This window comes from Gottfriedia luciferensis (genome assembly GCF_001712755.1).
Taxonomy (GTDB): Bacteria; Bacillota; Bacilli; order Bacillales; family Bacillaceae_G; genus Gottfriedia; species Gottfriedia luciferensis_B.
The window spans coordinates 111,206-136,115 of record NZ_MDKC01000006.1; the positions used below are offsets into that span (position 1 = coordinate 111,206).

27 protein-coding genes and 2 pseudogenes are annotated in these 24,910 nt (G+C 31.0%); 12 read left to right on the plus strand and 17 right to left on the minus strand.

What is annotated here, in order from left to right; all coding sequences use genetic code 11:
* Positions 1-6 precede the first annotated feature (6 nt).
* Positions 7-315: a CHY zinc finger protein gene (locus tag BED47_RS07405; protein WP_025568379.1), complete on the plus strand. Its 309-nt coding sequence runs from the start codon at positions 7-9 to the stop codon at positions 313-315.
* A gap of 71 nt (positions 316-386) precedes the next feature.
* Here the strand turns inward: BED47_RS07405 and BED47_RS07410 are convergent, their stop codons facing one another.
* The 5 genes from BED47_RS07410 to BED47_RS07430 form a co-directional block, all read right to left on the minus strand.
* Complete coding sequence (locus tag BED47_RS07410; protein ID WP_084006816.1) at positions 387-1,115, minus strand: type II toxin-antitoxin system HicB family antitoxin; 729 nt, start codon at positions 1,113-1,115, stop codon at positions 387-389.
* A 176-nt stretch (positions 1,116-1,291) separates the two neighbouring features.
* Entirely contained in the window at positions 1,292-1,909 is a 618-nt protein-coding gene (locus tag BED47_RS07415) for a LysE family translocator (RefSeq protein WP_025568377.1), read from the minus strand.
* 137 nt (positions 1,910-2,046) lie between these two features.
* Positions 2,047-4,662 (minus strand): phosphoenolpyruvate synthase, encoded by a 2,616-nt coding sequence (gene ppsA / locus BED47_RS07420; protein WP_069033118.1) that lies wholly within the window; start codon positions 4,660-4,662, stop codon positions 2,047-2,049.
* A gap of 190 nt (positions 4,663-4,852) precedes the next feature.
* On the minus strand, positions 4,853-6,691 hold the full coding sequence (locus BED47_RS07425) for an ABC transporter ATP-binding protein (protein ID WP_254664563.1): 1,839 nt from the start codon (positions 6,689-6,691) through the stop codon (positions 4,853-4,855).
* Positions 6,692-6,706: 15 nt separating this feature from the next.
* Positions 6,707-7,165, minus strand: coding sequence for a MarR family winged helix-turn-helix transcriptional regulator (locus tag BED47_RS07430; protein WP_025568374.1), 459 nt, complete (start codon positions 7,163-7,165; stop codon positions 6,707-6,709).
* A gap of 237 nt (positions 7,166-7,402) precedes the next feature.
* On the opposite strand from BED47_RS07430, the gene BED47_RS07435 reads away from it, so the two are divergent.
* Positions 7,403-7,738 carry a YciI family protein gene (locus BED47_RS07435; RefSeq protein ID WP_069033119.1) on the plus strand — a complete coding sequence of 112 codons (336 nt, stop codon included), beginning with the start codon at positions 7,403-7,405 and terminating at the stop codon, positions 7,736-7,738.
* Between the two features lie 132 nt (positions 7,739-7,870).
* Here the strand turns inward: BED47_RS07435 and BED47_RS24065 are convergent.
* Positions 7,871-8,053, minus strand: a pseudogene (locus tag BED47_RS24065) (DUF1259 domain-containing protein); the annotation flags it as partial.
* Positions 8,054-8,209: 156 nt separating this feature from the next.
* On the opposite strand from BED47_RS24065, the gene BED47_RS07445 reads away from it, so the two are divergent.
* The gene (locus tag BED47_RS07445; RefSeq protein WP_025568372.1) at positions 8,210-8,410 is read left to right on the plus strand and encodes a cold-shock protein; all 201 of its coding nucleotides are present in this window, start codon (positions 8,210-8,212) and stop codon (positions 8,408-8,410) included.
* 358 nt (positions 8,411-8,768) lie between these two features.
* The gene (locus BED47_RS07450; protein WP_025568371.1) at positions 8,769-8,981 is read left to right on the plus strand and encodes a hypothetical protein; all 213 of its coding nucleotides are present in this window, start codon (positions 8,769-8,771) and stop codon (positions 8,979-8,981) included.
* Positions 8,982-9,217: 236 nt separating this feature from the next.
* On the opposite strand, the gene BED47_RS07455 is transcribed toward BED47_RS07450, so the two are convergent.
* The gene (locus BED47_RS07455) at positions 9,218-9,685 is read right to left on the minus strand and encodes a CarD family transcriptional regulator (RefSeq protein WP_025568370.1); all 468 of its coding nucleotides are present in this window, start codon (positions 9,683-9,685) and stop codon (positions 9,218-9,220) included.
* 283 nt (positions 9,686-9,968) lie between these two features.
* On the opposite strand from BED47_RS07455, the gene BED47_RS07460 reads away from it, so the two are divergent.
* The gene (locus BED47_RS07460; RefSeq protein ID WP_025568369.1) at positions 9,969-10,169 is read left to right on the plus strand and encodes a cold-shock protein; all 201 of its coding nucleotides are present in this window, start codon (positions 9,969-9,971) and stop codon (positions 10,167-10,169) included.
* A 338-nt stretch (positions 10,170-10,507) separates the two neighbouring features.
* Here BED47_RS07460 and BED47_RS07465 read toward each other — a convergent pair whose 3' ends face one another.
* The 3 genes from BED47_RS07465 to BED47_RS07475 form a co-directional block, all read right to left on the minus strand.
* The gene (locus BED47_RS07465) at positions 10,508-11,749 is read right to left on the minus strand and encodes an MFS transporter (protein ID WP_069033120.1); all 1,242 of its coding nucleotides are present in this window, start codon (positions 11,747-11,749) and stop codon (positions 10,508-10,510) included.
* Positions 11,750-11,870: 121 nt separating this feature from the next.
* A complete protein-coding gene (locus BED47_RS07470; RefSeq protein ID WP_069033121.1) occupies positions 11,871-12,251 on the minus strand; it encodes a VOC family protein in 381 nt (126 codons plus the stop codon).
* An 86-nt stretch (positions 12,252-12,337) separates the two neighbouring features.
* Entirely contained in the window at positions 12,338-13,360 is a 1,023-nt protein-coding gene (locus BED47_RS07475) for an ROK family protein (protein ID WP_439097770.1), read from the minus strand.
* Between the two features lie 580 nt (positions 13,361-13,940).
* On the opposite strand from BED47_RS07475, the gene BED47_RS07480 reads away from it, so the two are divergent.
* The 5 genes from BED47_RS07480 to dltD all read left to right on the plus strand — a co-directional run bounded on the left by BED47_RS07480 (position 13,941) and on the right by dltD (position 19,033).
* Entirely contained in the window at positions 13,941-15,203 is a 1,263-nt protein-coding gene (locus BED47_RS07480) for a VTT domain-containing protein (RefSeq protein ID WP_175403467.1), read from the plus strand.
* A 169-nt stretch (positions 15,204-15,372) separates the two neighbouring features.
* Positions 15,373-16,029 carry a phosphatase PAP2 family protein gene (locus tag BED47_RS07485; protein ID WP_069033123.1) on the plus strand — a complete coding sequence of 219 codons (657 nt, stop codon included), beginning with the start codon at positions 15,373-15,375 and terminating at the stop codon, positions 16,027-16,029.
* Between the two features lie 459 nt (positions 16,030-16,488).
* Entirely contained in the window at positions 16,489-16,605 is a 117-nt protein-coding gene (gene dltX / locus BED47_RS23170) for a teichoic acid D-Ala incorporation-associated protein DltX (RefSeq protein ID WP_217492994.1), read from the plus strand.
* Positions 16,606-16,632: 27 nt separating this feature from the next.
* Positions 16,633-17,781: a D-alanyl-lipoteichoic acid biosynthesis protein DltB gene (gene dltB / locus BED47_RS07490; protein WP_069033124.1), complete on the plus strand. Its 1,149-nt coding sequence runs from the start codon at positions 16,633-16,635 to the stop codon at positions 17,779-17,781.
* A 34-nt stretch (positions 17,782-17,815) separates the two neighbouring features.
* Entirely contained in the window at positions 17,816-19,033 is a 1,218-nt protein-coding gene (dltD, locus tag BED47_RS07495; protein WP_069033125.1) for a D-alanyl-lipoteichoic acid biosynthesis protein DltD, read from the plus strand.
* A 105-nt stretch (positions 19,034-19,138) separates the two neighbouring features.
* On the opposite strand, the gene BED47_RS23660 is transcribed toward dltD, so the two are convergent.
* The 5 genes and pseudogenes from BED47_RS23660 to BED47_RS07510 all read right to left on the minus strand — a co-directional run bounded on the left by BED47_RS23660 (position 19,139) and on the right by BED47_RS07510 (position 21,453).
* The gene (locus tag BED47_RS23660) at positions 19,139-19,306 is read right to left on the minus strand and encodes a hypothetical protein (protein ID WP_175403468.1); all 168 of its coding nucleotides are present in this window, start codon (positions 19,304-19,306) and stop codon (positions 19,139-19,141) included.
* Between the two features lie 123 nt (positions 19,307-19,429).
* Positions 19,430-19,843 (minus strand): DUF7674 family protein, encoded by a 414-nt coding sequence (locus tag BED47_RS07500; protein WP_069033126.1) that lies wholly within the window; start codon positions 19,841-19,843, stop codon positions 19,430-19,432.
* Positions 19,844-19,916: 73 nt separating this feature from the next.
* Positions 19,917-20,396 carry a PaaI family thioesterase gene (locus BED47_RS07505; protein WP_069033127.1) on the minus strand — a complete coding sequence of 160 codons (480 nt, stop codon included), beginning with the start codon at positions 20,394-20,396 and terminating at the stop codon, positions 19,917-19,919.
* A 275-nt stretch (positions 20,397-20,671) separates the two neighbouring features.
* Positions 20,672-20,893 (minus strand): annotated as a pseudogene (locus BED47_RS24495) (DMP19 family protein); the annotation flags it as partial.
* 119 nt (positions 20,894-21,012) lie between these two features.
* On the minus strand, positions 21,013-21,453 hold the full coding sequence (locus tag BED47_RS07510; RefSeq protein ID WP_069033128.1) for a YybH family protein: 441 nt from the start codon (positions 21,451-21,453) through the stop codon (positions 21,013-21,015).
* A 193-nt stretch (positions 21,454-21,646) separates the two neighbouring features.
* Here BED47_RS07510 and BED47_RS07515 point away from each other — a divergent pair, with 193 nt between their 5' ends.
* Together BED47_RS07515 and BED47_RS24570 are read left to right on the plus strand one after the other, a co-directional pair.
* Positions 21,647-21,853, plus strand: coding sequence for a helix-turn-helix transcriptional regulator (locus BED47_RS07515; RefSeq protein WP_025568359.1), 207 nt, complete (start codon positions 21,647-21,649; stop codon positions 21,851-21,853).
* Positions 21,850-22,281, plus strand: coding sequence for a hypothetical protein (locus tag BED47_RS24570; RefSeq protein WP_025568358.1), 432 nt, complete (start codon positions 21,850-21,852; stop codon positions 22,279-22,281). Before BED47_RS07515 ends, BED47_RS24570 begins: the two co-directional genes overlap by 4 nt.
* Positions 22,282-22,526: 245 nt before the next feature.
* Here BED47_RS24570 and ltaE read toward each other — a convergent pair whose 3' ends face one another.
* Together ltaE and BED47_RS07530 are read right to left on the minus strand one after the other, a co-directional pair.
* Positions 22,527-23,549, minus strand: coding sequence for a low-specificity L-threonine aldolase (gene ltaE / locus BED47_RS07525; RefSeq protein ID WP_069033129.1), 1,023 nt, complete (start codon positions 23,547-23,549; stop codon positions 22,527-22,529).
* Between the two features lie 114 nt (positions 23,550-23,663).
* On the minus strand, positions 23,664-24,671 hold the full coding sequence (locus BED47_RS07530) for a helix-turn-helix domain-containing protein (protein ID WP_069033130.1): 1,008 nt from the start codon (positions 24,669-24,671) through the stop codon (positions 23,664-23,666).
* Between the last annotated feature and the right edge of the window lie 239 nt (positions 24,672-24,910).

Sequence of the window (24,910 nt, forward strand, 5' to 3'; positions counted from 1 at the left end):
AAACATATGAAAGTAATTGGTTCAATCGATCTTCATACACGCTGTAAACATTACCATACTGCAAGAGATATCATTGCCATCAAATTCAAGTGCTGTGATACGTACTATGGATGTTATTATTGCCATGAGGAAAGCACTAATCATAAACCAAAAACATGGAATAAAGACGAATGGCAAACAAAAGCAATTCTTTGTGGTAATTGTCATGAGGAATTAACTATAGGGGAATATCAAGATTGTAACTACAAATGCCCTAAATGTGAATCTGATTTTAATCCAGGGTGCAAAAACCATTACCATTTGTATTTTGAGTGAATATGAAATACTTTATTAGTTTATGTTTATGGAGCTGAAAATTCAGCTCCTTATTTTTGTTTAATGTAATTTTAGCTTTTTTTGTTTATTTCCCTTAATATTAAAGCTTCATCTTCAGTTATCTCACCGCTTTTTACTTTTTCATCTATTATTTGTAAAATTGATTGTTTAAAATTTTGTTCCATTTTTACTCTTAGTTTTCTTCTTTCTTCCCATTCTTTTTTAGTACGGTATTTTAAGATAACATTTTGAATGAATTGATTAAATTTCTCTTGTGCTTCATTTCGCAATTCGGCTGAAAAAAGTATTATGCTTTTAGGCTTTTCTGAATGTTTCTTAATCGAAGAATCGAAAAATAGTTCTTCCTCTGTCTTAGAATAATCTTCAAAAAGAATATCCCATAATCCTTGATTGTTTTTATATGCTATCGCCTCAATTTCCTCTTCATATTCTTCTATGAAAAAAGTAATATGCCAATGACGACCTATTAAATGCTGCTTGATTTCATCGCAATATGGATGAAAAGAGGTTTCTATATCAATTAACTCCATGCCATTTGAAATTGACTCAAGTTGAATTGGTATTGGCTTCGGAAGTGATTCATTATCATCTAAGATTCCTGCTAAGCTAAATGCTAATTTTTTCTTTGCCTCTTTGATTGCTTCAAATTTTGTTCTGCCATTTGATAAGGAAATTTCCCAACCATGTTTAGAGAAAAGAGTAGGAAAATAAACACCAAAACCTCCATCTACTTCTTGTTTAATTATTGCTGGATATCTATATTTTTCAAAATTAATCATATGAACTCACCTTTTTTCAAAAAATTACTAAGGTTTAAATAGAAAAAGAATAGAATAGTTTCTCAGGTAACTATTCTACTATCTGAGATAACAAAAAAATTGATTTAACAAATATTATGTGCAACAGAAAAAGGATGCCAGTCGGCCTACTTTTTCTATTGAATATTATTAAACTATTACGATTGCGTTTGAAGAGCAACTCTTAAACCTAACCCAATATAAACTAAACCAATTGCCTTCCCCATCCATTTTGGTCCTTTTGTCTTCTTACTAAAGATTTTTTTACCGATTACACTTGATAAAAGCACTAGTAAAGTTGTGTACAAAATACTCAGTAATACAAATGTCAAACCTAGAGTTAAAAGTTGAATGAATACCGGATGTCCATTGTGTTGAACAAATTGAGGTAAAAGAGCTAAGAAAAATAGTGCAGTTTTAGGGTTTAATACTTCGATCAGCACTGCTTGACGAAAAGAAAGTTTACTATTTACTTCTTTTTGTTCAGTTGCTTTTTTACTGTTTTTCGATTTTTTAATGATTGCAGTAATTCCTAAATAAAATAAATAGGCTGCACCTAAATATTTAACGATTTCAAAAGCAAATGCAGAAGTCATTAAAATTGCTGATAATCCAAATACTGATGCACATGTATGAATTAAGTCACCGACAGCAATCCCAACGCCTGTTAAGATGCCATTCCATTTCCCACCTTTCATTGTTTGGGATAATGTTAAAAGTACAGCGGGTCCTGGTATTAAAAATAGCATTAATACAACTAAAATAAATGAAAGCATGATGTTCTTCTCCCCTCGTTACTTTATATTTAGACTATTATACAACATAATTTTGCACTAATTGCCTAAATTGTCATTAATTTCAATAAAAATAAGCCGCTTTCCACATTTGGAAAAACGACTTATTCATTCAACAATTATAATATTTCAATATATCCTTCTGTTCCATGAACACGAATTCTTTGCCCATCTTTTATCAGTTTGGTAGCATTCTCTACACCGACAACTGCAGGTAAGCCATATTCTCTTGCTATGACCGCTCCATGTGTCATCAGTCCACCAACTTCAGTGACCAGTCCTTTTATTGCAACAAATAATGGTGTCCAGCTTGGATCAGTAAATGAAGTAACTAATATGTCACCCTCTTTTAAGTTTGCATCTTCCATATTTAAAATTACACGTGCTCTTCCTTCAATTACACCTGAAGAAACAGCCAAACCTACAATCGCTTCAGGTGGAAGATTTTCTCGTTTGTATTCACCTACAATGATTTCACCATCAGATGTTATAACACGTGGAGGAGTTAGTTTATTAAATAATTTGTACTCGTCTTTTCGTTTGTTAATGATTTTGTAATCTAGTTTTTTTGTGCGAACGACTTCGTGAAGTTCTTCAAATGTCAGATAAAATATATCTTCTACTTCAGAAATGACGTTCATTTTAACGAGTTGTTCGGCTTCTTTCAATAAAGCTAGCTTATACACAAAATAGCGACTAATCATTCCATACTTTGGATATTCTCGATATCCAATAAAATTCCTGATTAGACTAATCACTTCCTTTATCTCTACCGCTTTTTGTTTACCATTTGGTAATTCCATCAATCGTTCTACAAGCTCTTGTTCTTTTTTCAATGCTTTTTCTAGCCCTTGCTCAAATTTCCGTCTACTTGCATGCGGCTCAAAGTTTTTGATGTTACTAAGAATCATTGGTATGAGTGTAGTTGGTTTTTCGCTCCAACGAGTTCTAGTCAAATCAATTTCACCAGTACATCGCATGCCATATTTTCTCAGATATTCATCGATTGCATCTTTCGTTTCCTGTCCACCCTCAAATTTAATCAATTCATCCAAAAAGTTATCATCTTCTATATGTTGCAAATAATCGACTACTTCTGGATAAGGACGAATTACATCTGCAACATCCATTAGTGCTAGACCCATTTCTGAAGTAATATTATTTGGTACAGATTGCGTAATGATATCTCCTACAGTCTTTTCATCTAACCACTCGTATATTTTTTCATTAATCCATTCTGTCGCATTCATAGCAGACATAAAGACTGCCGAACTTCGTGGGTCAAATAATAACTCTCGTAATTTCTGAAGATCTTCTAAAATAAAATCCATTAAATCTGATCCTGATTTCATTTGAATGGTTTGTTTTAATTTTTCGATTGAGGTTTCGTTTTGCTTAATCAAATCTGATACAATTGTTGGATCGTTTTCAATCAGTGCTTTAAAACTCGACGACGATTGTGCTTGATCAGTTCTAGTTGGTGTCGGTGCCTGATTCATAGATGATGATGATTCGATAAAATCTTCTTGGCCTACAACCTTTAATAGAGCGTCTTTTAAGAGCGGATCTGATTTTCCTATTGCTTCTATAAACATTTTTCTTCTGTCAGGTGAAGCAAGATTTTGTGAAATATCAACAAATAATCTACCTCCAGCTTTTCGCATAGGTGCCCTAGACGTTAACATCCAAAACGATAATCCCAACGGTTTGATTGGATCGGTCATCATCTGTTGATGTCCAACAGACAGATAGACGTGATCTTCTTTGTCATCCACTTCAGGAATCGGATATAGAGTTGTGATTGGACGACTTTGGACAATATAAAATGTATCTTCTACTAAACACCATTCGATATCTTGTGGAAAACGGAAATAAGCTTCTATTTGTCTACCAATTTGTGCAAGTTGTAAAATTTGTTGTTCAGAAAGTGTTTGAGCCATTTGTTTTTTGGAATCAATCTGCTGTGCCTCTGTTCCGCCTTCTTTTCGACCATAAATAGCCAATTTTTTTGTCGCGATCCTTTTATCGACGATTTCATTCCCTTGTAATTTATAACAATCGGCCGATACTAAACCAGAAACTAGAGCTTCTCCAAGTCCGAAACTTGCATCGATTGATAGTACCTTTCGATTAGAAGTAATAGGATCAGCAGTAAATAATATCCCTGAAGCCTGTGGGAAAACCATTTTTTGAATAACAACGGATAAATAAACTTGATTGTGGTCAAATTCATTTTGCATTCGGTAGATTACCGCGCGATCCGTAAATAAAGAAGCCCAGCATTTACTAATATGTTGTAAGATATTTTCTTTACCAATAATATTTAAATAAGTATCTTGTTGGCCAGCAAAAGAAGCATGTGGTAAATCTTCAGCAGTTGCACTAGAACGCACTGCGTATGCAAATTCCTCACCGAATTTGGAGAGATAGGTAGAAACTGCATTTACAACATCGGAAGGGATTGCTGCTTCCAATATAATTTCTCGAATCTTCCTGCTAATCTCACTAATTTGATCTCGATCTTTTACATCTAACCTATTTAGTTGATCCAATAAAGCATGGTATGAATCGTTTTGTTCGATGGCTCTTTGAAACCCAGCTGTTGTAATACAAAATCCTTCTGGAACTTTTATATCTGGAATTTTTGATAATTCTCCTAAATTTAACCCTTTTCCGCCAACGAGTAAAAGTTGGTTTTTATCAATCTCCTGGAAATCGAGAACTAAAGAATTCATTCCACATCTCTCCTAACCTTTAATGTCTATTGATTTTATCAGTAGAAAATAAGAAGATAAAGTCTATTTTAGCCATTTTTTTTATGGTATAATTAAAGTAGGAAGAGTATGTAACAAAATCAAAACAACAAAAATTGAATTAACTTCTATACATAATGAAAAAAGCACAGAAATTAATCTGTGCTTTTTTCTATTCAATTGATGCGATTGCTTTTCTTCCAAATTGTTTATTATATAACTCTTTATATAATCCATTTTGCATTAACAATTCTTCATTTTTGCCTTCCTCAACAATTTGACCATCCTTTAACACAATGATGTGATCCGCGGCCATAATAGTTGAAAGTCGGTGAGCAATTACAATGGACGTCTTATTTTTTAATAATCCTTGTATTGCACTTTGAATATAAAATTCAGATAAAGTATCTAATGAGGAAGTTGCTTCATCAAGAATAATGATTTCAGGATTTTTCAATAATACACGAGCGATTGAAATTCTTTGTTTTTCGCCTCCTGAAAGTTTAATTCCTCGATTCCCAACAATTGTCTCATATCCATTTGGTAAGTCCATTATGAAATCATGAATATATGCAGCCTTACAAGCATTTGTAATCTCTTCATCTGATGCATCAGGGCTTGCATATAATAAATTTTCTTTAATCGTTCCATTAAATAAATAGCTATCCTGTGTAACAAGTCCAATATGAGACCTTAATGATTCTAGCGTGAATTCTCTAATATCACGACCGCCAATTTTGATTGAACCTGAAGTGAAGTCATATAAACGAGGGATTAAATTGGTAATGGTTGTTTTACCAGCGCCACTAGGTCCAACTAATGCAGTCATTGTACCAGATGGAGCAATAAAGGAAATATTCTGCAAAGCCGTTTTATCTTTCTGATAAGAAAATGATACATCGTTAAATTCTATATCTAAATGAGTAACATTCATTTCCGTCGCATCATCACGATCTTTAATCGTTAGTTTCATATCAAAATATTCAAAAATTCGTTCGAATAAAGCGATTGAACTTGTAATATTTACATATAGATTTGTTAATTGTCCAACCGGCCCGTATAAACGACCGAGTAAAGCAACAAAGCTAATAATAGCCCCAACTGTAATCTGACCATGAATAAATAAATATCCACCATATAAATAGATGAGCATTGGGCCGATGCTAGTAAAGGTTGATAAAATCATCATAAACCAGCGGCCTGCCATAGATTCCTTTATTTTAAGATTAGTAGCCTGTACATTAATCTCATCAAAATTTTTAAATTCCCTTTGTTCCTTTGTAAAAAGCTTCATTAGTAAATAACCACTAATATTTAATGTTTCTTGTATTATATGATTTTGCTCACTTGTTTTTTCCTGTGTCTGTTTTGCAATATTCCAACGAACATTCCCCATTTTACGAGTCGGTAGAATAAATAATGGTACAATAATCAATCCTAGTATTCCAAGCCTCCAGTTCACAATTAACAAAGTGGTAGCTGTAGAAATAAGAATGAATAAATTATTAGCGAAACTCACAATCGTACTATCAAAAACAGCTTTAACACCAGAAATATCAGCCGTCATTCGGGTGATTACTTCACCTTGCTTTACGTTTGAATAAAATTGGTATGGCATTTGTTGTAAATGAAGATACATCTGGTTTCTCATATCGTAAATAATTTTTTGAGAAACATATGCATTTAAATAATTTTGCCACACACCCAATAACTCTGAAATAATCGTCGTACTAAGAGAGGCAAGTACGAGATAGATTAGGAGACTTAAATCTTTATTTGGTAAGGCTGTATCAACAATATGTTGAATGATGATAGGCGGTAAAATGCCTAATACTGAAGTAACTAATAAAATAAGCACAACAAGTGTTGTTTGCTTCCAATATGGAATAAAATATTTTGCAATTCTGAGTAGTATTGCCTTTGTTATATTTGGTTTTTGAGCGTTTTTATCATATTTCATTCGCCCAAAACCATGAGGACCCATCGGAGGTCCACCACCCCATCCTGACATAATTAAACGTCCTCCTTATTTCGAACAATTAGTTTGTTCATTTGATAAATCAGTTAAAATTTTTTTTTGCATGTCTATAAGTATAGTAAGCTCATCCTGTGAAAATTGTTCCAGTGAATTTGCTAAACTCTTATATGCTTCTGATTCTTCGCGATAGCGTTGACATAATTCTTCTCCATCTGGCGTTAAAAATAATTGAGTTTCTCTGCGATCAATAGCTGACGTTTCTCTTTTTACATAATTTTTCTTCTCCAACTCATCAATACTAAGACTCACTCTGCTTTTAGCAGTTCTAATACGTTCAGTTAGTTCTTTTTGTGAGAGCCCTTCATTATTTCGAATTGAATTGAGAATAATTAACTGTTGGAAGGTTAATCCAAGTTTAGTTGCAGTTTGTAAGTTTATTCTTTTAAGTTGGCGCGCAATTGAAACAAACGAATTTGTTAAATCGATTGCTTGTTGAAAATTTGGCATCATATCACCTTTCATATTAGTTTACTTTATAAACTGTTTACATTGTAAACTAATAATAAATCTTTATTGTTCATTTGTACAATTAAAAGTTATTAATAAAAAAGACAATAGGATATTTTCTACTGCACTTCCTAATTTATTCAGTAATTTGTTATATCTTATATGAAGTGTATTCAAAGGTGATTTGTGAAATAATTGAAGGTAAGGATCGTCAGAAAAAATGGAGGTTAATTAAGAATGGCAGATAACACCCCGATTAATGGCTCAGTAAAGATGCATTTTATGCTAAAATCTATTCCCCCAAGAACAACCTTTCAACAGGACATGACAGATGAAGAACGGAATATTATGGGAAAACATATTGCTTATTGGACGGGAAAACAAAACCAGGGAATTGCTCTAGTGTTTGGACCGGTTCGAAATCCTTCATCACCTCATGGAGTTGCAATCATTGAAGTTGAAAATGAAGCGCAAGTCCCAAAACTTATCGAAGAAGATCCAGCTGTGATTGCTGGGATCATGACAACGGAATTTTATCCGATGCTTGCAGTACTACCTAAACAAACTTTATGACGTAGCTGTTGAAAAAAAGAACGAAATAAAAAAAGCAATCGGATCAGAAGTGAACTGTTCAATTGCTTTTTTTATTTCATCTATTTTATTTACTTTTTATAATTTTAGTCACTTATTTTAAAGTAAGTATCCTTAAAAAAGACCTGCTTCTTTTGCTGCTTCAAAACTAACTCTTGTAAATTCAACTGGATCTAAATCAACATTCTCCCAATGCATATACATTAAACGTGGTTTATCAAACAGCCAATGGTTATGAACTGCTGTCACGATAATTCCTCTTTTTCGTAAAGCTGTCATTAATGGGTTAATCTTTTTCTGACGGACAACAGATAAAAATTAAAGAAAATCCTTTAATTTCCATTTAAATAAGTGAAAAGACCTATTTTTTTAGTAAGACAATTTGATTATCTTAATTTAAATTGTTATTATATAAACATTAAATGTGTTCAAGCACATAAGGAGGAAGTAAAAATGGAACATGGTAAAGTAAAATGGTTTAATGCAGAAAAAGGTTTTGGATTCATCGAGCGTGAAAATGGTGATGACGTATTCGTTCACTTCTCAGCAATTCAATCTGAAGGATTCAAATCATTAGATGAAGGTCAAGCAGTTACTTTTGATGTAGAACAAGGACAACGCGGACCACAAGCTACTAACGTAAAAAAAGCATAATTAAAAAAATTAAAAAGTCAGATTCTATTTGTAGAATCTGACTTTTTTTATTTAATAAAAAATAAAAACCCCCTATTCAATTAAGAATAAGGGGAAATTCAAACGTGGAGATCTGGTAAAGAAATGGTTTAAAGTATTATAGCCTATAAAAAATGAATACACAACATTCATTTTATACCTTCATTAAGTTAATTTTTCACAATATTATGTGTATTTGTATCTTGAAAGTGTATGAGAATTATTAATGTTATACTCTTAAGATCATCGATCATCCTACAAATAATTTGTAACTTAATTGAATTTACAGGACAACACCCCTTCTGTGTCGAATTATATAATTTAGAAGGGAGATGTGAAAATGAGTAAGGAAAATCTTTTAAAGAACCTTCGACTTGCTACAAGAGGAAATTTCTTTATAATCGACATTAAAAATTCCTTGGAAAATGATACAAATATAATTGAAAAACTAGCTAAGGAACTAGAACTAGATGGATTAATCAAATTAAAAGAGTGCACACAGTTAGAAGATTCACTCTTTTTAAGTGGAATACTTAAATATGCATCCAAATAATTTGGATGTTTTTTTATTGTTGAACAAGTTAAATATGAAATAGATACTCGATTTCAGCATCAATATATAATGGATTAATTTTAAATTAGCATCATTATATTCTAAATGGAATTTAAAAGTAGGAACACTAGCAAAAATTGAGCTTTGCTAATGTCTTATAAAAGGGGTTTCGTTTCATACACGGTTTGAAAATTTTAATTTTTGTAATCTTCCTTTGTAAGTTGAGTGAAAGATTTTTAGCCGAATAATAGTTCTTTGGCTTGGCTTTCTGATATGCCTTTAACTAATTCAAGTTCGCTTATAAAAATTTTACTTGCGTTACCTAACATTTGTTTTTCACTTGAATTAAGAGATTTTTCTTTATCTATACGCATTAAATCACGTACTACTTCTGCGCCTTCTTCAATATTACCTGTTTTCATTTTCTCAGTATTTAGCTTGAATCTTTGTTTGTATGATAGAGATCGATCAGATTCTCCATTATGGAAATTTATTAATATATTGTCGAGTGTATTTGAATCAACGACCATTCGAATTCTTGAATTACTCATTTTTGAAATTGGAATCATTACTTCCATCTTTTTAATTAGTAATCTTATAATAAAATACTGCTGTATTTCACCTTGTACTTCTTTTTCTTGAATAGATTCGATTACACCTGCTCCTTGCATTGGATAAAAGATGTTATCACCAACTTCAAACATTATCTACACCCCCATTTAATTATGAACCTATCTAAGCATAACATTTATTATTTTTTTGTCAAAATAAATATTTTACCAGTATTAAATAAGTCATGTCAATAAGTAAATGTTTTTTTTAGCTAGTGTTTTTATTTTTAAAATGAATGTCTAAGAATTAAGTAAAAATTGATCATAAAAAATATGTAATTTTTCACCAATATTTAGGTGGATTTGATTTTCTTTACATTTAATGTTAAGATTGGATTATAACAACGTGTGTAAAGCGCACTAGGAGGAAACAAAAATGGAACAAGGTAAAGTAAAATGGTTTAATGCAGAAAAAGGTTTTGGATTCATCGAGCGTGAAAATGGTGATGATGTGTTCGTTCACTTCTCAGCAATTCAAACTGACGGATTTAAATCATTAGATGAAGGTCAAGCAGTTACATTTGATGTAGAACAAGGACAACGCGGACCTCAAGCAACTAACGTTAAAAAAGCATAATTAAAAAAATTAAAAAGTCGGATTCTAATAATAGAATCTGACTTTTTTTATTTAATAAAAATAAAAACCCCCTATTCATTTAAGAATAGGGGGAAATTTAAACGTGGAGCTCAGGTAAAGAAATGGTTTAAAGTATTATAGCCTATAAAAAATGGATATACAAATTTCTACTAAAAGAACATCGTTAGTAAACTATTAAGATTATTCATTTTTTTAATCATTATCTAATGTTTACCTGTATTCTAACATGATATTAAGAAAAATGAGGATAATCGTATAATGATTTTCCTCTATTCGTTCTTTAAATATGTTCTGATTCCAGGATCAATACTTTCAAACTACAATTTTAAGGAATTAGATACTTTTGAGTCCATTTCCAAATCATTTTGTTTTCCAATCGGTTTCGCAGCTTTTGAAAGCAGTCCAGAGATCGTTACAGCAATAAGTACGAAAATCAGAGCACGCAGTAGCCCTACTTGTTCACCAATAATTCCTAAAAATGGTGGTCCTACTAGGAATGCGAGGTAACCAGCCGTCGATACTGCACTTACTCTTGCAGCTACCCTGTGAGGATCATCTCCAGCAGCGGATAATCCAACTGGAAAACCAAATGCTGCCCCAAGCCCCCAAAAAACAATACCAATCGTTGCTACTACGAAACTATGGCTCAGTATAACAATAATCAGTCCAACAAAAGCCAAAAGTGCTGATGCGCGCAAAACGATAACTCTACCGAATCGGTCTAATATTTTATCACCTATCGCACGTCCAATTGTCATTGAACCGACAAATATACCATATGCAACAGAACCCATAGCTGGTGAAACGTTATATCCATCAACCATAATAAGTGGTAACCAGTCATTTGCTGATCCTTCAACGAAAGCCATTCCAAGTACAATAATACCGATCATGATTGTTCGTGGCTCTTTCCATACGGCCATATATTCCTTCGTTCTGTTTACTTTAAAAGAGTCACTAGCAGCTTCTCTACCTGTGTCAGCAGGTATGAAACGGTATAAATACAAAACTGTCAGAACGATAACTAAGGCTGTAAGGGACAGGTGAATAGGTACAGAGATTCCCGACTTAGTCATTGTCGAACCAAACAATGCTCCAAGAAGCGTACCCAAACTAAACGCAGCATGAAAACCAGTTAAGAGCGACTTTTGAGCAGCTTTCTCAACTGCGGTTCCCTCTACATTCATCGCTACATCACATATCCCTTGCCCAAAACCAAAAACAACTAGCCCTATAAATACAATTAAACTATTTGTCAGCCATGAACCACTGATTCCAACAATTAAAAGTCCGATAGAAACTACTAATAGACCAAAAACCATGACAAAACGTCCGCCCTTTTGAGCGATAAGAATACTGGCACTTATCAATCCGATGATCGACCCTACGGAAAGCCCAAATATGATTACACCCATCTCTGCTGTTGTAGAACCAAGCGCATCTCTAATAGCAGGCGTACGAGATACCCATGATGCAAATGCAAATCCAGTCAGAGCAAAAATAAAATAAATTGCGACCCGCCATAATTGAATTTGGCGGCTATTTAATAAAGTTTCCATATTTAACCTCCTAGTTATAACGTTAAAACTTTTTAAATGTGTTTAAAAAGTATAAAAAAACAAACTTATTAAACTCGTTTAAAAAGTACAGAATCAATTACCTAATTACCATTTTAATAAGTTAAATTGTCAATTCAATAAGATTTCCTTCTGGATCTTTAATTACACTCTCATAGTACCCATCACCAGTTCTACGAGGACCATTTATAAGAGGATAACCGCTATTTTTAAATTTGGCACTCATCTGATTGACAGCGTCTTCACTTCCTAAGGAGATTGCAATATGAACCCAACCAATTTGATCTTCGAGGTTAGCCTTAACAATGCCCTCTTTACGCATAATTTCTAATCGTGCGCCAGATTCAAAGGTAAGAAAATAAGATTCAAATTTCTTTTCACTATTATGATATTTATTGTTAGACTTACAATTAAAAAATGTTTCGTAAAACTCCCTCATCCCTTCCAAATCCTTAACCCATATAGCAACATGTTCAATTTTCATTTATTTTAACTCCCCAATATCATTTTTTCTAAATTTTAGTATTAAATGAACTCACACTCCACCTTATATGACTCCCTTTTAAATATTCAATCGATCATAAGTTTAAGACAAAGACTTTGTAATCCAAATAAATAATCTTGTTTCCAATCACTCGTCGTAAGTACAGGAAGATGTTCGGACGGAATATAATTTGAGCTAGCAATTCTAATTTTATCTAATATTACGTTTTCAACTTCATCTTTACAAAAAATAATGATATGAGGATTAATGATCGCTACAAATGAGGCGACTAATCTGCTGATTGCATCAATTTCATAGTCTTCACTTATTAATAGGTTTTTAAGTCCTCTTTTATTTCCTAATGCCTGCCCAAAATTTCTTTCATCATATTGAGGTACGAATGAAACCTCACCTGAGAAAAATGTACTTCCTCTTACAACATCTCTATTTACCATAATTCCTGCACCTGGACCGTTTTGACCTGAATACAAATAAACAAGGGATTGTTTATCCTTTATTCCTCTATTATTGTGAAAACCTAAAACAGCTGCATTCATATCATTCTCTACGATGACAGGAATCGAAAAATGTTCTTCATAATATTCTTTTAAATTCATGTTTTGAAACTGTTCGTATCCTGGGATATAAAAGATTTTTCCATTATCAACCGCCGCTGGTACTCCAATCGACATTGAACTGATTTTTGGATATTTAGTTATGATCTTTTCAATGGTCATCGTTAAAAAATGCAAACTATTATCTATTAATGCACTCGGTGCTTTGCCTTGTTCCTTTACTTCACCAATACAATTAAAAATGATATAGTTCGTTTCAGTTCCCTCTAAAAATATTACTAAACCTAACATATGTTCAGGATTGTAAGAGTATCTTTTTGCTCTTCTTCCACCACTAGAATGATCTAATCCGACTAAAAGAACTTCTCCTTCTTTTTCCATTTCTGTTAGAAACTTACTAATTGTCGGGAAACTAATTTCTAGACTTTGACTTAATTCAACTTTAGTTGCACTGCCTAATTTTAAGAGCGTAGTACGAATACCACGAAGAACCATTTTCTTCATATTGCTTGGAGTTGCTAAAAATTCATTCACTAAATTCACCGCCTTAAAAAACTTATTAAACGCCTTTAATAAGTTGATGACCTTAATTTACCATATACACTTGATTAAAACAATTGAAATTGAATTAAATGAAATTAAACCGTGGTGGTATGATTTAGCAGTTCTCCATCTCTTTTTTTCTTCGTATAGATTTTGGTCTATTTGCATGTTTGAAAATCGATTTATTTATTTTTTTAGTGAGATATCTTTTACTTTCATTTATAAAAAATAAGCAACTGAAAATAGTTGCTCTAAATCACATCTATACCAATACTTACAGCAAATACTAATAGAACCCAGTACATTTAATATTTCATTTTGGTTAATCTAAATATAGATATTCACGGACTTTAGTGTATATCTTAACCATACTAATATAGTTGTGATAAAATCCAAAACAAAATTGATTTATATTATAGTTTTCATTTCTAATATTTGTATAGATTCTAATAATCATGAACTTCTATATAGCAACGAGTATAAATAAATACTTATATAATTAGAAAGGAAAAATCCTTTGTCCATACTCCTTACCTTAATCGTACACCATCGTTATCTATTGTTATTTTCAGTGAATCTACTTGAACTTATTGCATTACCTATTTCAGGGGAAATCACTATGAGTTATACAGGGTATCTAATATACCAAGGTAAAATGAGTTATATTCTTTCTATTTTCATAGCAACTTTGGGTGCTGTTATTGGAATTACTGTATCTTATTTAATTGGTAATAGATTCGGATATAAACTTATTCTAAAATACGGAAAATATATACACTTTGGTCCCGAACGATATAATAAAACCGCAAAATGGTTTGATCATTATGGTAATAAACTCTTGGTATTTGCTTTTTTTATACCTGGAATTCGCCATTTTACCGGGTATTTTAGTGGGATTTCCCGATTACCTTTTAAAATATTTGCACGAAATGCATATATTGGTGCGTTTCTTTGGTCTATTACCTTTGTCACTCTTGGTAAGGTTCTTGGTCCTCAGTGGGAGAAATTTCATCACTCTGCAAGGAAATACCTTGGAATAGGAATAGTTGGTCTTTTAAGTTTTATTGTAATTTTATTCATGCTAAGGAGATACAAAACATCCTTAAAATACTTTTTAAATAATTATATAACTTCATTTTCAACTCGTTTTTTTTTATCATTAAAAAGAATTGAAATTTTTATAATTTGCCTTGCTGTTTTGTTTTTAAGTATGCTTATTTTTACTTTAGGATTGAGTGAACAATATTTACACAATGAGTTTAAAGAGTTAAATGAAGTTAGTATATATATAATAAATGAACTCTTTGGAGACAACTGGAATTTCATAATGAAGGGATTACTTGTTCTTCAAATACCTTTAATTTTGCTTATTATTTCAATGGTTTCTTTAATCTTACTATTTGTTAATAAGAGAAATTTAATATTGGAATTCTTATTTTTTATAACATCTATTGTTGGCGGTGTGATATTTAAAGAAGTAATTACGCATGTATTTCATTATTTAAAACCTAATACCGGCTCTTTATTACACTTTGAGTTTCCAAATGAACAATCTTATATGTCAATTGTCGTCTATGGTTATTTTGTTTTTGTATTGATGCGCCATTTAAAAAACGATATCTTTACTCGAATCAAATTGATCACTCCAATTTTAGTTTTATTTCTTTTAATATTAATTGGAGTAGCAAATATTTATTTCTCAATTCAAATTCCAAGTGACCTTATAGCAGGATATACATTTGGAGCTGCATGGTTATTTTTAAACTTATTACTACTTGAAATACTTCGTCTCATACAACAATATAAGACATTTCCAAACAAACGCGCCATTTAGACATTAATATATATATCTATGGATCGGAGTGCTAGGATGGATTTATAACCTATGTTTTTTATAATCATTCAATGGAATACTTCATTCTACTTACATTAGCTGAGTGTTACGAAAGAGTATTATAGTTAGTAAGATCCAATTTCAATCTTATAAATTTGAGGTATTTTAAATGAATTTAAAGTATTTTTTGTCGATTGCTTTTTTAATTAGTCTTTTGTCACTTTTTGGTTTTGGACTCATGGCATTACTAGTTAGCAATCATAGTATATATCATTTTGATAGTACAGTTATCAACTTTATACAAGGGCTTGAATCACCCTTCATGACATCTTTTATGAAATTAATAACTTTTTTAGGTTCAAGCGTATTTATAATTCTACTTTCTATAGGTATTCTATATTTTCTTTATAAAGTTTTAGATCACCGTTCTGAATTAATATTATTTATTGCCGCTCTTATTGGCTCAAATATTCTTTGTATTTTATTAAAACTCTTCTTTCATCGGATGAGACCTGATTTACACCGTTTAATTGAAATAAGTGGATTTAGTTTTCCGAGTGGGCATGCAACTAACGCTATGACAGTTTATGGAATCTTAACATTTATATTGTGGAGAAATATTCGTACAAAATCTGGGCGTTCTCTATTGATATTAATAAGTTTCATAATGATTCTTTTAATTGGTATAAGCAGAATTTATTTAGGAGTTCATTTTCCAAGCGATGTAATTGCTGGCTACTTTACTGGAGGATTTTGGATTAGTATTGCCATTTGGTATTATCAGCGCTATAAAGAAAAGCAATATGAACGAAAACAATGCGCTTAAAGGTTTTATTACTTATAGTAAAAAAAGAAATTTTATATTTGTTCGGATTGATGAGAGAAGCCTTGCATTATACAAACAATAAAGAGAGAGTGCCGTAACTCTCTCTTTTTCATTTGCTTAATATTATGATATTCCTTCAAAAAATTATGTTAAATTTCGTAGATTCTATTATGAAAATTCACTTTAAATTTCATTAAAACAATTTAATTATTAACCACTTATACAATCAAAAAAATGCCTAAATATATACAATAATGAATTTTATAGTCAAACATTAAATTATAGTGAAATTGATTAAAAAAATATAATCTTTTTTGCTTTTTTACTGTGCTATTATATAGCAATGCTATACATTTCACGTACTTATAAACAAATTAAAACATTCAATTTTAAACTTAGAAATTAAAGGGAGAATTAACTATGAAAGAAAAGAAAACAAAACTAGTTTATAAAAATGCAATGATTTTTCAATGGATTTTCAAAACTAGTTATTATTTGATGATCATCATATTGCTAATATATTTTTACATTTGTAATTCCTCTGGCTCATCAACATTTATTTATAATGAATTTTAATTAACTAATATTTATAGAGGTATTCAAATGACACCATACGAAAATTTACTATATTTTTTATTATTGATGTTATTATTCTTACCAATTGTTATTTATGGGTTAAGAGGAAAAAAAATAACATTTTACAATACGCTTGTTGGCTGGACACTTATTTTACTAATTTTTAAAGATGATCTAAAACAGTTGTTATTTTTTATATGTTTTACTATTTTCCAATCAGTATTGGTCATTAACTATAGAAAGTATCGTGAGAAATACAATAATCCTCGTGTATTTTATTTTTTAATCGTATTAACGTTATTTCCGTTAATTTTAACTAAGGTTCAGCCACTTTTAATTCCAAATTCAATAATTGGATTTTTGGGTATTTCCTATGTAACTTTCAAATCAATCCAATTACTAATTGAAATAAGGGATGGATTAATCAAATCGTTAACATTATTTGAGTTTCTACAGTTCTTTTTGTTCTTCCCAACTTTTACGTCTGGTCCGATTGATCGATATCGAAGATTTGAGAAGGATTTCAAGAATAGCTTTGAACCTGAGGAATATAAAGTTCTTTTATTTAATGGTATAAACTTAATTTTTCGAGGGTTTCTTTATAAGTATATTATTGCCCATGCTATCAATTTGTATATTATTTCAAATGTCTATTTACATGAAGACCTATTTGTCTTAAAACTTTTATACATGTATGCATACAGTTTTTATTTGTTCTTTGATTTTGCAGGTTATAGTGCTTTTGCAGTCGGAGTTAGCTATTTATTAGGTGTTCAAACACCACAGAACTTTAATAAACCATTTTTAAGTAGAAATATTAAAGATTTTTGGAATCGTTGGCATATGACATTGTCTTTTTGGTTTAGAGATTATGTTTATATTAGGCTAGTTTTTTTCTTACAAAAAAAGAAAATAATAAAAAATCGATATGTTATTTCGTATATTTCTTACTTTACCTTATTTTTTTTAATGGGTCTTTGGCATGGACTTGCGTTGCATTTCATTGTTTATGGTATCTACCATGCTATTTTAATTATTTGCTACGATCTATTTGAAAGGAAAAACAAAGAAAAGAAATTAATTCGGCGAACAAAATTCACTGATATACTTTCAATAATTATTACATTTCACTTTATTTGTTTTGGTTTTTTAATTTTTTCAGGAACATTATTCTAAAACAAATAATTAGACTTCAAATGAGGGATTAGATATGAAAAAAACTACTTTCGGTCCAATGTTTTTGGCTGTTATAGTTGTTATATTAATAATTACCATTCCAAAGCAATGGTTAACACCACTAGTTACAAATCGAACAGCTAGGCATCAATCTAGCTCACTTAGTCCTGCTATCTTCCAAGGTATTACAGTACAAAAACAAGTTATGAAAGATCCTACCATTATACCAATCTATGGTTCATCTGAACTTTCAAGATTTGATCAGTTTCATCCTTCAAATTTTTTTAAGGCATATGATCCAAAATATACACCTTTCCTAATTGGAAGAGGAGGAACTCAATCTTTAATACATTTCCTTAGTTTATCTGCTAACTATTCAAGTCTAAAAGGGAAAAAGATAATTTTTATAATTTCACCACAATGGTTTAATAAAAGAGGATTAGATGAACAACGTTTTGACCCGAATTTTTCGAAGTTACAAGCAATTGAATTTGCAAAAAATAATAAAATCCCTATGGATATAAAAGAAAGAGCAATTAATCGATTACTTGATTATTCAATAGTAAGAAATGATAAAATGCTAGCGACTTTGATGAGGCAGGCACTTGGAATGAAAACAGAAAAACTAACTAATAAACTAATTACTAATAATTTAGTTAATCCTTATTTATCAATTATAAATAAACAAGATGTACTTACATCAAAATTTAATTTTATCAGTAATATTAAAATAAATAATTACTCAACTTCAAAGAATAAATCATATAAAGAGCTCATGGCAATTGCAGAAAAAGAAGGAAAGAAAACTGCAACCAATAATCCATTTTATATTAGAAACAGTATTTATACATTGCATTTTGCTAATAAAATTAGTCAATTAAAGAACTCTAGATCCACAGCTTCCTATAAAGAATCACCTGAATACAAGGACCTACAACTGGAATTAGATTTATTAAAAAGTGCTGGCGCAAAACCACTTTTCATATCTATTCCAGTAAATGGGTATTTTTATGATTACGTTGGTTTTAAAAAAGAAGAGCGTACTTTGTATTATAAAAAAGTATCTAAAGAAATTCGTGATTCTGGATTTAAAGTTGAAGACTTATCGAACCATGAGTATGATAAATATTTTTTCAGAGATTCACTTCATTTAAGTTTAAAGGGATGGGTTTATGTGGATCAATCAATGGAATCTTTCTTGCACAATAAAGAAAAAGTTAATAAAAAATCTCAAAACTTAGTGGTTAACTGATTGACCATGGTTAAAATGTGTATATGAGATTAAATATTGGCCATAGAAAAAAGCTTCCGAACACAAAATTTGAGTGTTCGGAAGCTTTTTTTAAAATTCTTTACTTTAAGCAGCCATAGTTTCTAAAATTGTTCTAATTTTATTTGGTGTAGACCACTCATCGCGATCAAAATCAGAAATTGTTACATCTATCCATATGTTGTGACCTAAGGATTCTTTTTTGAAGTGATCTTCAAAAGGAAGCTCGCTACAATATTGGCGAGTTTCCTTCATTTTGCGATCTTTATCTGTCCTTTGAGTAAAATCAATTCGGCAGTTATTTTAATAACCTTCAAATTACCAAAAATAACACTACTAAACAAAATAAACGACATTTTCGTTAAATTTGTTTAAGAACTATTTTTTGGGACCACCAACATATTCAGTGTATCCATTCCAAAAATCTTCTAAGTCATTCCACCACTTTAAAGATACAGAATGTAAATATTTCTTCATTCCATCTGGGTTTGGGTTTATTCCCAGATTTTGAAGGTCTTCCAATAACCCGATAGTTGCTGCTTCTTGCACTTCCTCGTCTCCGTCTGTATGTAATCGTTCGATAACATCAAATACTTTTGGGAATTCTTCAAAATTTCCTTTGGAATACAAATCCGCCAAATGACGAGCAAAATCTGATAAATCATTATATAATAATGGACCTTCATTATCCTCATAATTGTCTTTAAGGTAATTTTCCCATCTCTTTTTATAAGAAGGACATGCATGGATTAATAAATTCATAACTTCATATTTCTTTATATCTTTACACATTAAATCACCTACTTAAAATGGCTAAGAAATTCTCTCTTAGACTTGGAACGAAGTAGATATTTATTTAAAGATTTTATTTTAAAAATGTGCTAGGCATTACAACAAGTACTATCTCTCCACGTGCACAAAGAATATCATTTGCGAATAATTCTGTATGAACTTTCCATTTTTTAGGATGGATTTCTTCAACAGTTCCAACTGCTTTTAGTGGAACATCTTGTGGAGTAGGTTTAAGATATTCTACATTAAGGGCAGCGGTTACAAATCTAGGTGGTACTGAGCCATCTCCTATTTCATTTCCATTCTTACGGTGTAAAGCGAGTGAGGCAGATCCTGTCCCATGACAATCAATTAACGAAGCTATTAATCCACCATAAATAAAACCCGGAATTCCCATGTACTTTGATTCCGGTGTAAAGATCGTAACTGTTTTATCACCTTGCCAACCAGTGCGAAGATGATGACCATCTTTATTTAAACGACCACATCCATAACACCAAGCGAAATCATCTGGGTAGATATCTTGAATTGCTTTTTCTATTACTTCTTCCATCATTCATCCTCCTTAATCGGTTTTTAAATAAAATTAATCATAATATGAGCAATCGTTCGATCATATTGTACTTTAAATATATACAAGGTCTTACTTATGTACAATAGTTTCCTGATAATTCCGTTAATATATACTATGCTTTTATAGTAGGTTAATATTTTTTAAGTATACAAGTAATTTTTTTTCGATAATAAAAATAGTTCAGAAGTAGTACTACTAGTGGAAAAACTTCTTATCGTTAAAGATAGAATAGCTTGCCCAAATAATTACATAAGTTAATTGAACAATTTCATTACTTTTCCATATGTATCTTCATAGTTCAAATTATTATAAAACTCATTATCCAATTCATTAAGTTCATCAAAAATAGCATCTTCTGATTTATCACTTCGATAGATCTCACTAGCCTTTTTAACTAAATTAGATAAGAAACTTATTCCTAATTTATCTAAGATCGCAACATTTTCCTGCCAATGTTCGCCAGTCCAATTTAAAAAATATTGATCAAATAATGTATTTTAATAGAACAAAATTAGAGTATATATATACTTGTTATTCGACTTAAGCAAAGTATCTGTATTTATCCAATACCGTTTGATTTTAGTCCCTTTATTTTTCACTTTAGGTTAAAACTCCCCTTGCCAGTTTCCATATCTATAGGCAATGATGAATGTTGATGAACTATAACCCAAGATTCGTTCACTTTTTTTAAACCATATGTGAACCGATTTGTGATTTGACGAAGTTTCTCTCCAGATTCTTCATGATGAGCAGCAAATGTAACAGCACAATGAAGAAATGCGAGATTCGAATTTTCATCAACTAGTAAGTCATTAAAATCTACTTTAAGTAAAACACCATCCACTCTCAATCCATTAAACCAATCTTCCACATCTTCCTTCCATGAGGAAATACCCTTGCACTCCCAATTCTCCCAGCAATCGTAAATATGTATATCCGGAGCATACATATTTATGAATCTTTCAACATCTTTTTCGTAAACTGCTGATTTATAATTTTCAAGAACGTCCTGTACTTTAAAAAAACTACCCATCATTAAATTCATCTCCTTATTAATTGGAAAAATAGTTTCTATTGATGAATTCTATATTCAACCATTTTTCCCTCTTTAAGTAAACTGCGAGTTAGAACAAAGCTCTCCTCATGGAAAGTACGTTTGACATTACATTTGTTGCAAAATAAACTTACTCTATGGAAAGTTAACTTTCCATAGCAAAGGGGGGAACACGTTGCTTAACCGTTTAGAAGAAATCCGCAAACAACGCGGAATTAAGCAAGAGGAATTAGCAACAGCTCTTGAAGTGTCAAGGCAAACGATTGGTTCTCTAGAAAACGGGCGTTATAACCCATCTATTCTTTTGGCGTTCAAGATTGCTCGTTATTTCGGTATGAGTATCGAAGACATCTTTATTTATGAGGAGGATGAAAGTATATGAAAAAAACTAATTCGATTTATTATCTTACTGTAGTAGCTTTAGTACTGTTAGTAGGTGGTATATACTTCATCAAAACAAATCAAAATCCACAAGGTTTGCAGCAAGTGTTGCCTTATATCTGTTTTGGTCTTGGCTGTAGTTTTTTAAGTCACGGTATAGGAGAAATATTGATCCGTTTGGTTATGAAAAATAATCCTGTCGCAGCAAAGCAGATAGAAATTAACAAGAAAGATGAGCGTAATTTGGCAATCGCTAATCAAGCAAAAGCGAAAGCATATGACATGATGGTTATAGTGTTTGGGGCATTAATTTTAGCATTTTCATTGATGGATATTGATTTTAAAAAGTTGGTGCTATTAGTTATTGCATATCTGTTTTTCCTTGGATATAACAGTTATTACCGTTTAAAGTTTTATAAAGAGATGTAATATAATTCATGTACTTTACTTTCCCTACCGACACAGGAGATTTTAGCTCTAAGCTATAAGAATTATTCATAACATTTCCCCCACTTATATAATGATATGTATAATAAAAATTTAATCCTTTATTTTATAATTTGTTATTCTAATAAACTACCAACTAGTTGAAGTTAAAATTATTCATTAACTTTAAATGTCCTCAAAATAAAAAAGAGGATTTCTCCTCTTTTTTAAAATTTTACATCCAAAATTTAGATTGTTTTCATCACTTCAATTACTTTATCAATATCATTTTTCGTAATCCAATAATGTGTAGCAAATCGCATCATTCCATCTTCATCCGGCGCAAAAGTAATAATTCCGTTCTCTTTAAAAATTGCTTCAATTTCCTCGGGACTTCTTCTCATATCAGTCATTTGGAAGAATACTAAATTAATATGAAGTTGAGATGTGTCAACATGAATTCCAGGGATTTCACTAAGTCTATTAGCTAAATATTGAGCATTTTCATGATCTTCTTGTAATCGTTTCGTCATTTTTTCTAATGCGATTAGACCAGCGGCTGCTAAAAATCCAGATTGTCTCCAGCCTCCACCTAGTAATTTACGTTTCTTTTTTGCTTTTTCAATAAATTCTTTACTTCCAGCAAGTATTGAACCTATAGGTGCACAAAGTCCTTTTGATAAACAAAACATGACCGAGTCACTATATTGAGATAATTCTTTAACATCTGTTTTTAAATAAGTAGCTGCGTTAAAAATCCTTGCACCATCTAAATGCACAGGAATATTTGCATCTTTTGCAATGCTATAAACTTGCTTCATATAGTCAATATCAACAACAGATCCACTTGAATAAGCATTTTCTAAACAGATTAATGAAGTTTCTGGATAATGGATGTCATCTGGACGGATCGAATGTTTAATTCGGTTAATCTCCATCTTACCGTGAGTTGTTTGTAATGTTCTCAAGTGAACTCCGGCAATAATTGATGCAGCTCCTACCTCATGTTCGAATATGTGACAATCTTCTCCAAGAATGACTTCAGTACCACGATCACAATGTGTAAACAAAGCAAGCTGGTTACCAAATGTTCCACTTGGTACAAATAAAGCAGCTTCTTTTCCAACCATAGAAGCAGCTAGAATTTCTAATTTTTGTACAGTTGGGTCATCTCCATAAACATCATCCCCAACTTCGGCTAAAAACATTGCTTGTCTCATTTCATCAGTAGGATTTGTTACAGTGTCACTTCTTAAATCGATAAACTTCATTTTCATTCCCCTTTTTAACTGTTTTCAGAATTATCCAAACTAGTTTAATAGACGCATCGAGATTTGATTTCTAATACAAGTACCCATCTCATTGTCGGAAATTGGAGAGTAAATTTAGTCATTAAATGAGTTGTTTTTTTCAAATTCCTTTAAACCCATTAGCAAAAGCTTCTCAGTAATATCCTCAATTCCAGTATGATGATCTAGTGCAATTTGTTTAATCTTTTCTTTTATTGAATCTTTCACAAAAATAGTTAGTTGTTCTTGATTACTCGTAAACACAATAAAACCTGGTCTAGTAGAAAGCTTACCATCAATTAAACAGTTTTGTAAAATTTCAAAATCTTGTTCAATATTGGCATCAAGATATGGTAGTTTAATTGGTTTTATTTCAACCTTAATTGAGTTGTTCATTAGATAAAGATTCATGTTTTGATGTCCAATATATTTATAAAATGAATCGATAATGCCAAAAATTGGGGCATTTATTGATTGAGGAATTGGAAATTGAAATGAGATCATGCCTCTTTTCGTACTATGACTCGCTTTTTTCATTTCATAAGCTTTTCTAAAACCACGGCTTGTCAGTTCTTCTTTATTTAAAAGTTCACCCATATTCGTTTTTGCTACGATATCAGAGGTCTCATCAAGTTCGATGATTCGGGCTTTTTCATTCGAGTTTGGAATTTCATAAAGTCCAAATAAGTAAAACTCTAAGTCTTTTGTAAAAAAAGACTTTTTTCTTGATGCATTTTTTTGTGAGAATTTTAGATTTTCAATTTCTTCTTCGGGAATAAATACAGTTTGTCTACCTTTAAAATTTACTTTACTTGCGTTAATTTTCCCATTTTTTATATATTGATGAATTGTTGCTTTCGATACTCCTAATAAATTAGCTGTTTCAAGAACAGTTAGTCCTACTGGTTTTACAGTTTGGGACTTTAACAGATTAAGATCCTCTAGATAAAACCTCATTGTCCCATCGATTTGCCAATCTTTATAAACAAGTTTAAGTTTTCCAGCCTTCACATAATTGTAAATCGTTTGTTTCGATACACCTAACAGTTCTACAGCCTCATTTGTTGTAACAATCTCTTTCATTTTTTGATCTTGTTCTAACATTTGAATTCTTCCTTTTTTTATTGTTTTATAGACTTATTATATCATAATTATTTCCAACAAATTGTTAAAAAGTAATTAAACAGATACAAGTAAATCAATTTATTTATAAATAATTAATTATACGTGATTTGTTTAAAGTAGAATAATAGTGTATTTTTCTACCTTAATCATTTTTAGTTTATTTATATTTATAAAAAAATGAAGACATTAAGTTAATTAGAAAAAGTATTCAAATTAAT

Bases quoted from the DNA above. Each gene is read 5' to 3' on its own strand.
- BED47_RS07405 (WP_025568379.1), top strand. From the start codon at position 7: ATGAAAGTAATTGGTTCAATCGATCTTCATACACGCTGTAAACATTAC.
- BED47_RS07410 (WP_084006816.1), bottom strand. From the start codon at position 1,115: ATGATTAATTTTGAAAAATATAGATATCCAGCAATAATTAAACAAGAA.
- BED47_RS07415 (WP_025568377.1), bottom strand. From the start codon at position 1,909: ATGCTTTCATTTATTTTAGTTGTATTAATGCTATTTTTAATACCAGGA.
- ppsA (WP_069033118.1), bottom strand. From the start codon at position 4,662: ATGAATTCTTTAGTTCTCGATTTCCAGGAGATTGATAAAAACCAACTT.
- BED47_RS07425 (WP_254664563.1), bottom strand. From the start codon at position 6,691: ATGTCAGGATGGGGTGGTGGACCTCCGATGGGTCCTCATGGTTTTGGG.
- BED47_RS07430 (WP_025568374.1), bottom strand. From the start codon at position 7,165: ATGCCAAATTTTCAACAAGCAATCGATTTAACAAATTCGTTTGTTTCA.
- BED47_RS07435 (WP_069033119.1), top strand. From the start codon at position 7,403: ATGGCAGATAACACCCCGATTAATGGCTCAGTAAAGATGCATTTTATG.
- BED47_RS07445 (WP_025568372.1), top strand. From the start codon at position 8,210: ATGGAACATGGTAAAGTAAAATGGTTTAATGCAGAAAAAGGTTTTGGA.
- BED47_RS07450 (WP_025568371.1), top strand. From the start codon at position 8,769: ATGAGTAAGGAAAATCTTTTAAAGAACCTTCGACTTGCTACAAGAGGA.
- BED47_RS07455 (WP_025568370.1), bottom strand. From the start codon at position 9,685: ATGTTTGAAGTTGGTGATAACATCTTTTATCCAATGCAAGGAGCAGGT.
- BED47_RS07460 (WP_025568369.1), top strand. From the start codon at position 9,969: ATGGAACAAGGTAAAGTAAAATGGTTTAATGCAGAAAAAGGTTTTGGA.
- BED47_RS07465 (WP_069033120.1), bottom strand. From the start codon at position 11,749: ATGGAAACTTTATTAAATAGCCGCCAAATTCAATTATGGCGGGTCGCA.
- BED47_RS07470 (WP_069033121.1), bottom strand. From the start codon at position 12,251: ATGAAAATTGAACATGTTGCTATATGGGTTAAGGATTTGGAAGGGATG.
- BED47_RS07485 (WP_069033123.1), top strand. From the start codon at position 15,373: ATGAATTTAAAGTATTTTTTGTCGATTGCTTTTTTAATTAGTCTTTTG.
- dltX (WP_217492994.1), top strand. From the start codon at position 16,489: ATGATTTTTCAATGGATTTTCAAAACTAGTTATTATTTGATGATCATC.
- dltB (WP_069033124.1), top strand. From the start codon at position 16,633: ATGACACCATACGAAAATTTACTATATTTTTTATTATTGATGTTATTA.
- dltD (WP_069033125.1), top strand. From the start codon at position 17,816: ATGAAAAAAACTACTTTCGGTCCAATGTTTTTGGCTGTTATAGTTGTT.
- BED47_RS23660 (WP_175403468.1), bottom strand. From the start codon at position 19,306: ATGAAGGAAACTCGCCAATATTGTAGCGAGCTTCCTTTTGAAGATCAC.
- BED47_RS07500 (WP_069033126.1), bottom strand. From the start codon at position 19,843: ATGTGTAAAGATATAAAGAAATATGAAGTTATGAATTTATTAATCCAT.
- BED47_RS07505 (WP_069033127.1), bottom strand. From the start codon at position 20,396: ATGGAAGAAGTAATAGAAAAAGCAATTCAAGATATCTACCCAGATGAT.
- BED47_RS07510 (WP_069033128.1), bottom strand. From the start codon at position 21,453: ATGATGGGTAGTTTTTTTAAAGTACAGGACGTTCTTGAAAATTATAAA.
- BED47_RS24570 (WP_025568358.1), top strand. From the start codon at position 21,850: ATGAAAAAAACTAATTCGATTTATTATCTTACTGTAGTAGCTTTAGTA.
- ltaE (WP_069033129.1), bottom strand. From the start codon at position 23,549: ATGAAGTTTATCGATTTAAGAAGTGACACTGTAACAAATCCTACTGAT.
- BED47_RS07530 (WP_069033130.1), bottom strand. From the start codon at position 24,671: ATGTTAGAACAAGATCAAAAAATGAAAGAGATTGTTACAACAAATGAG.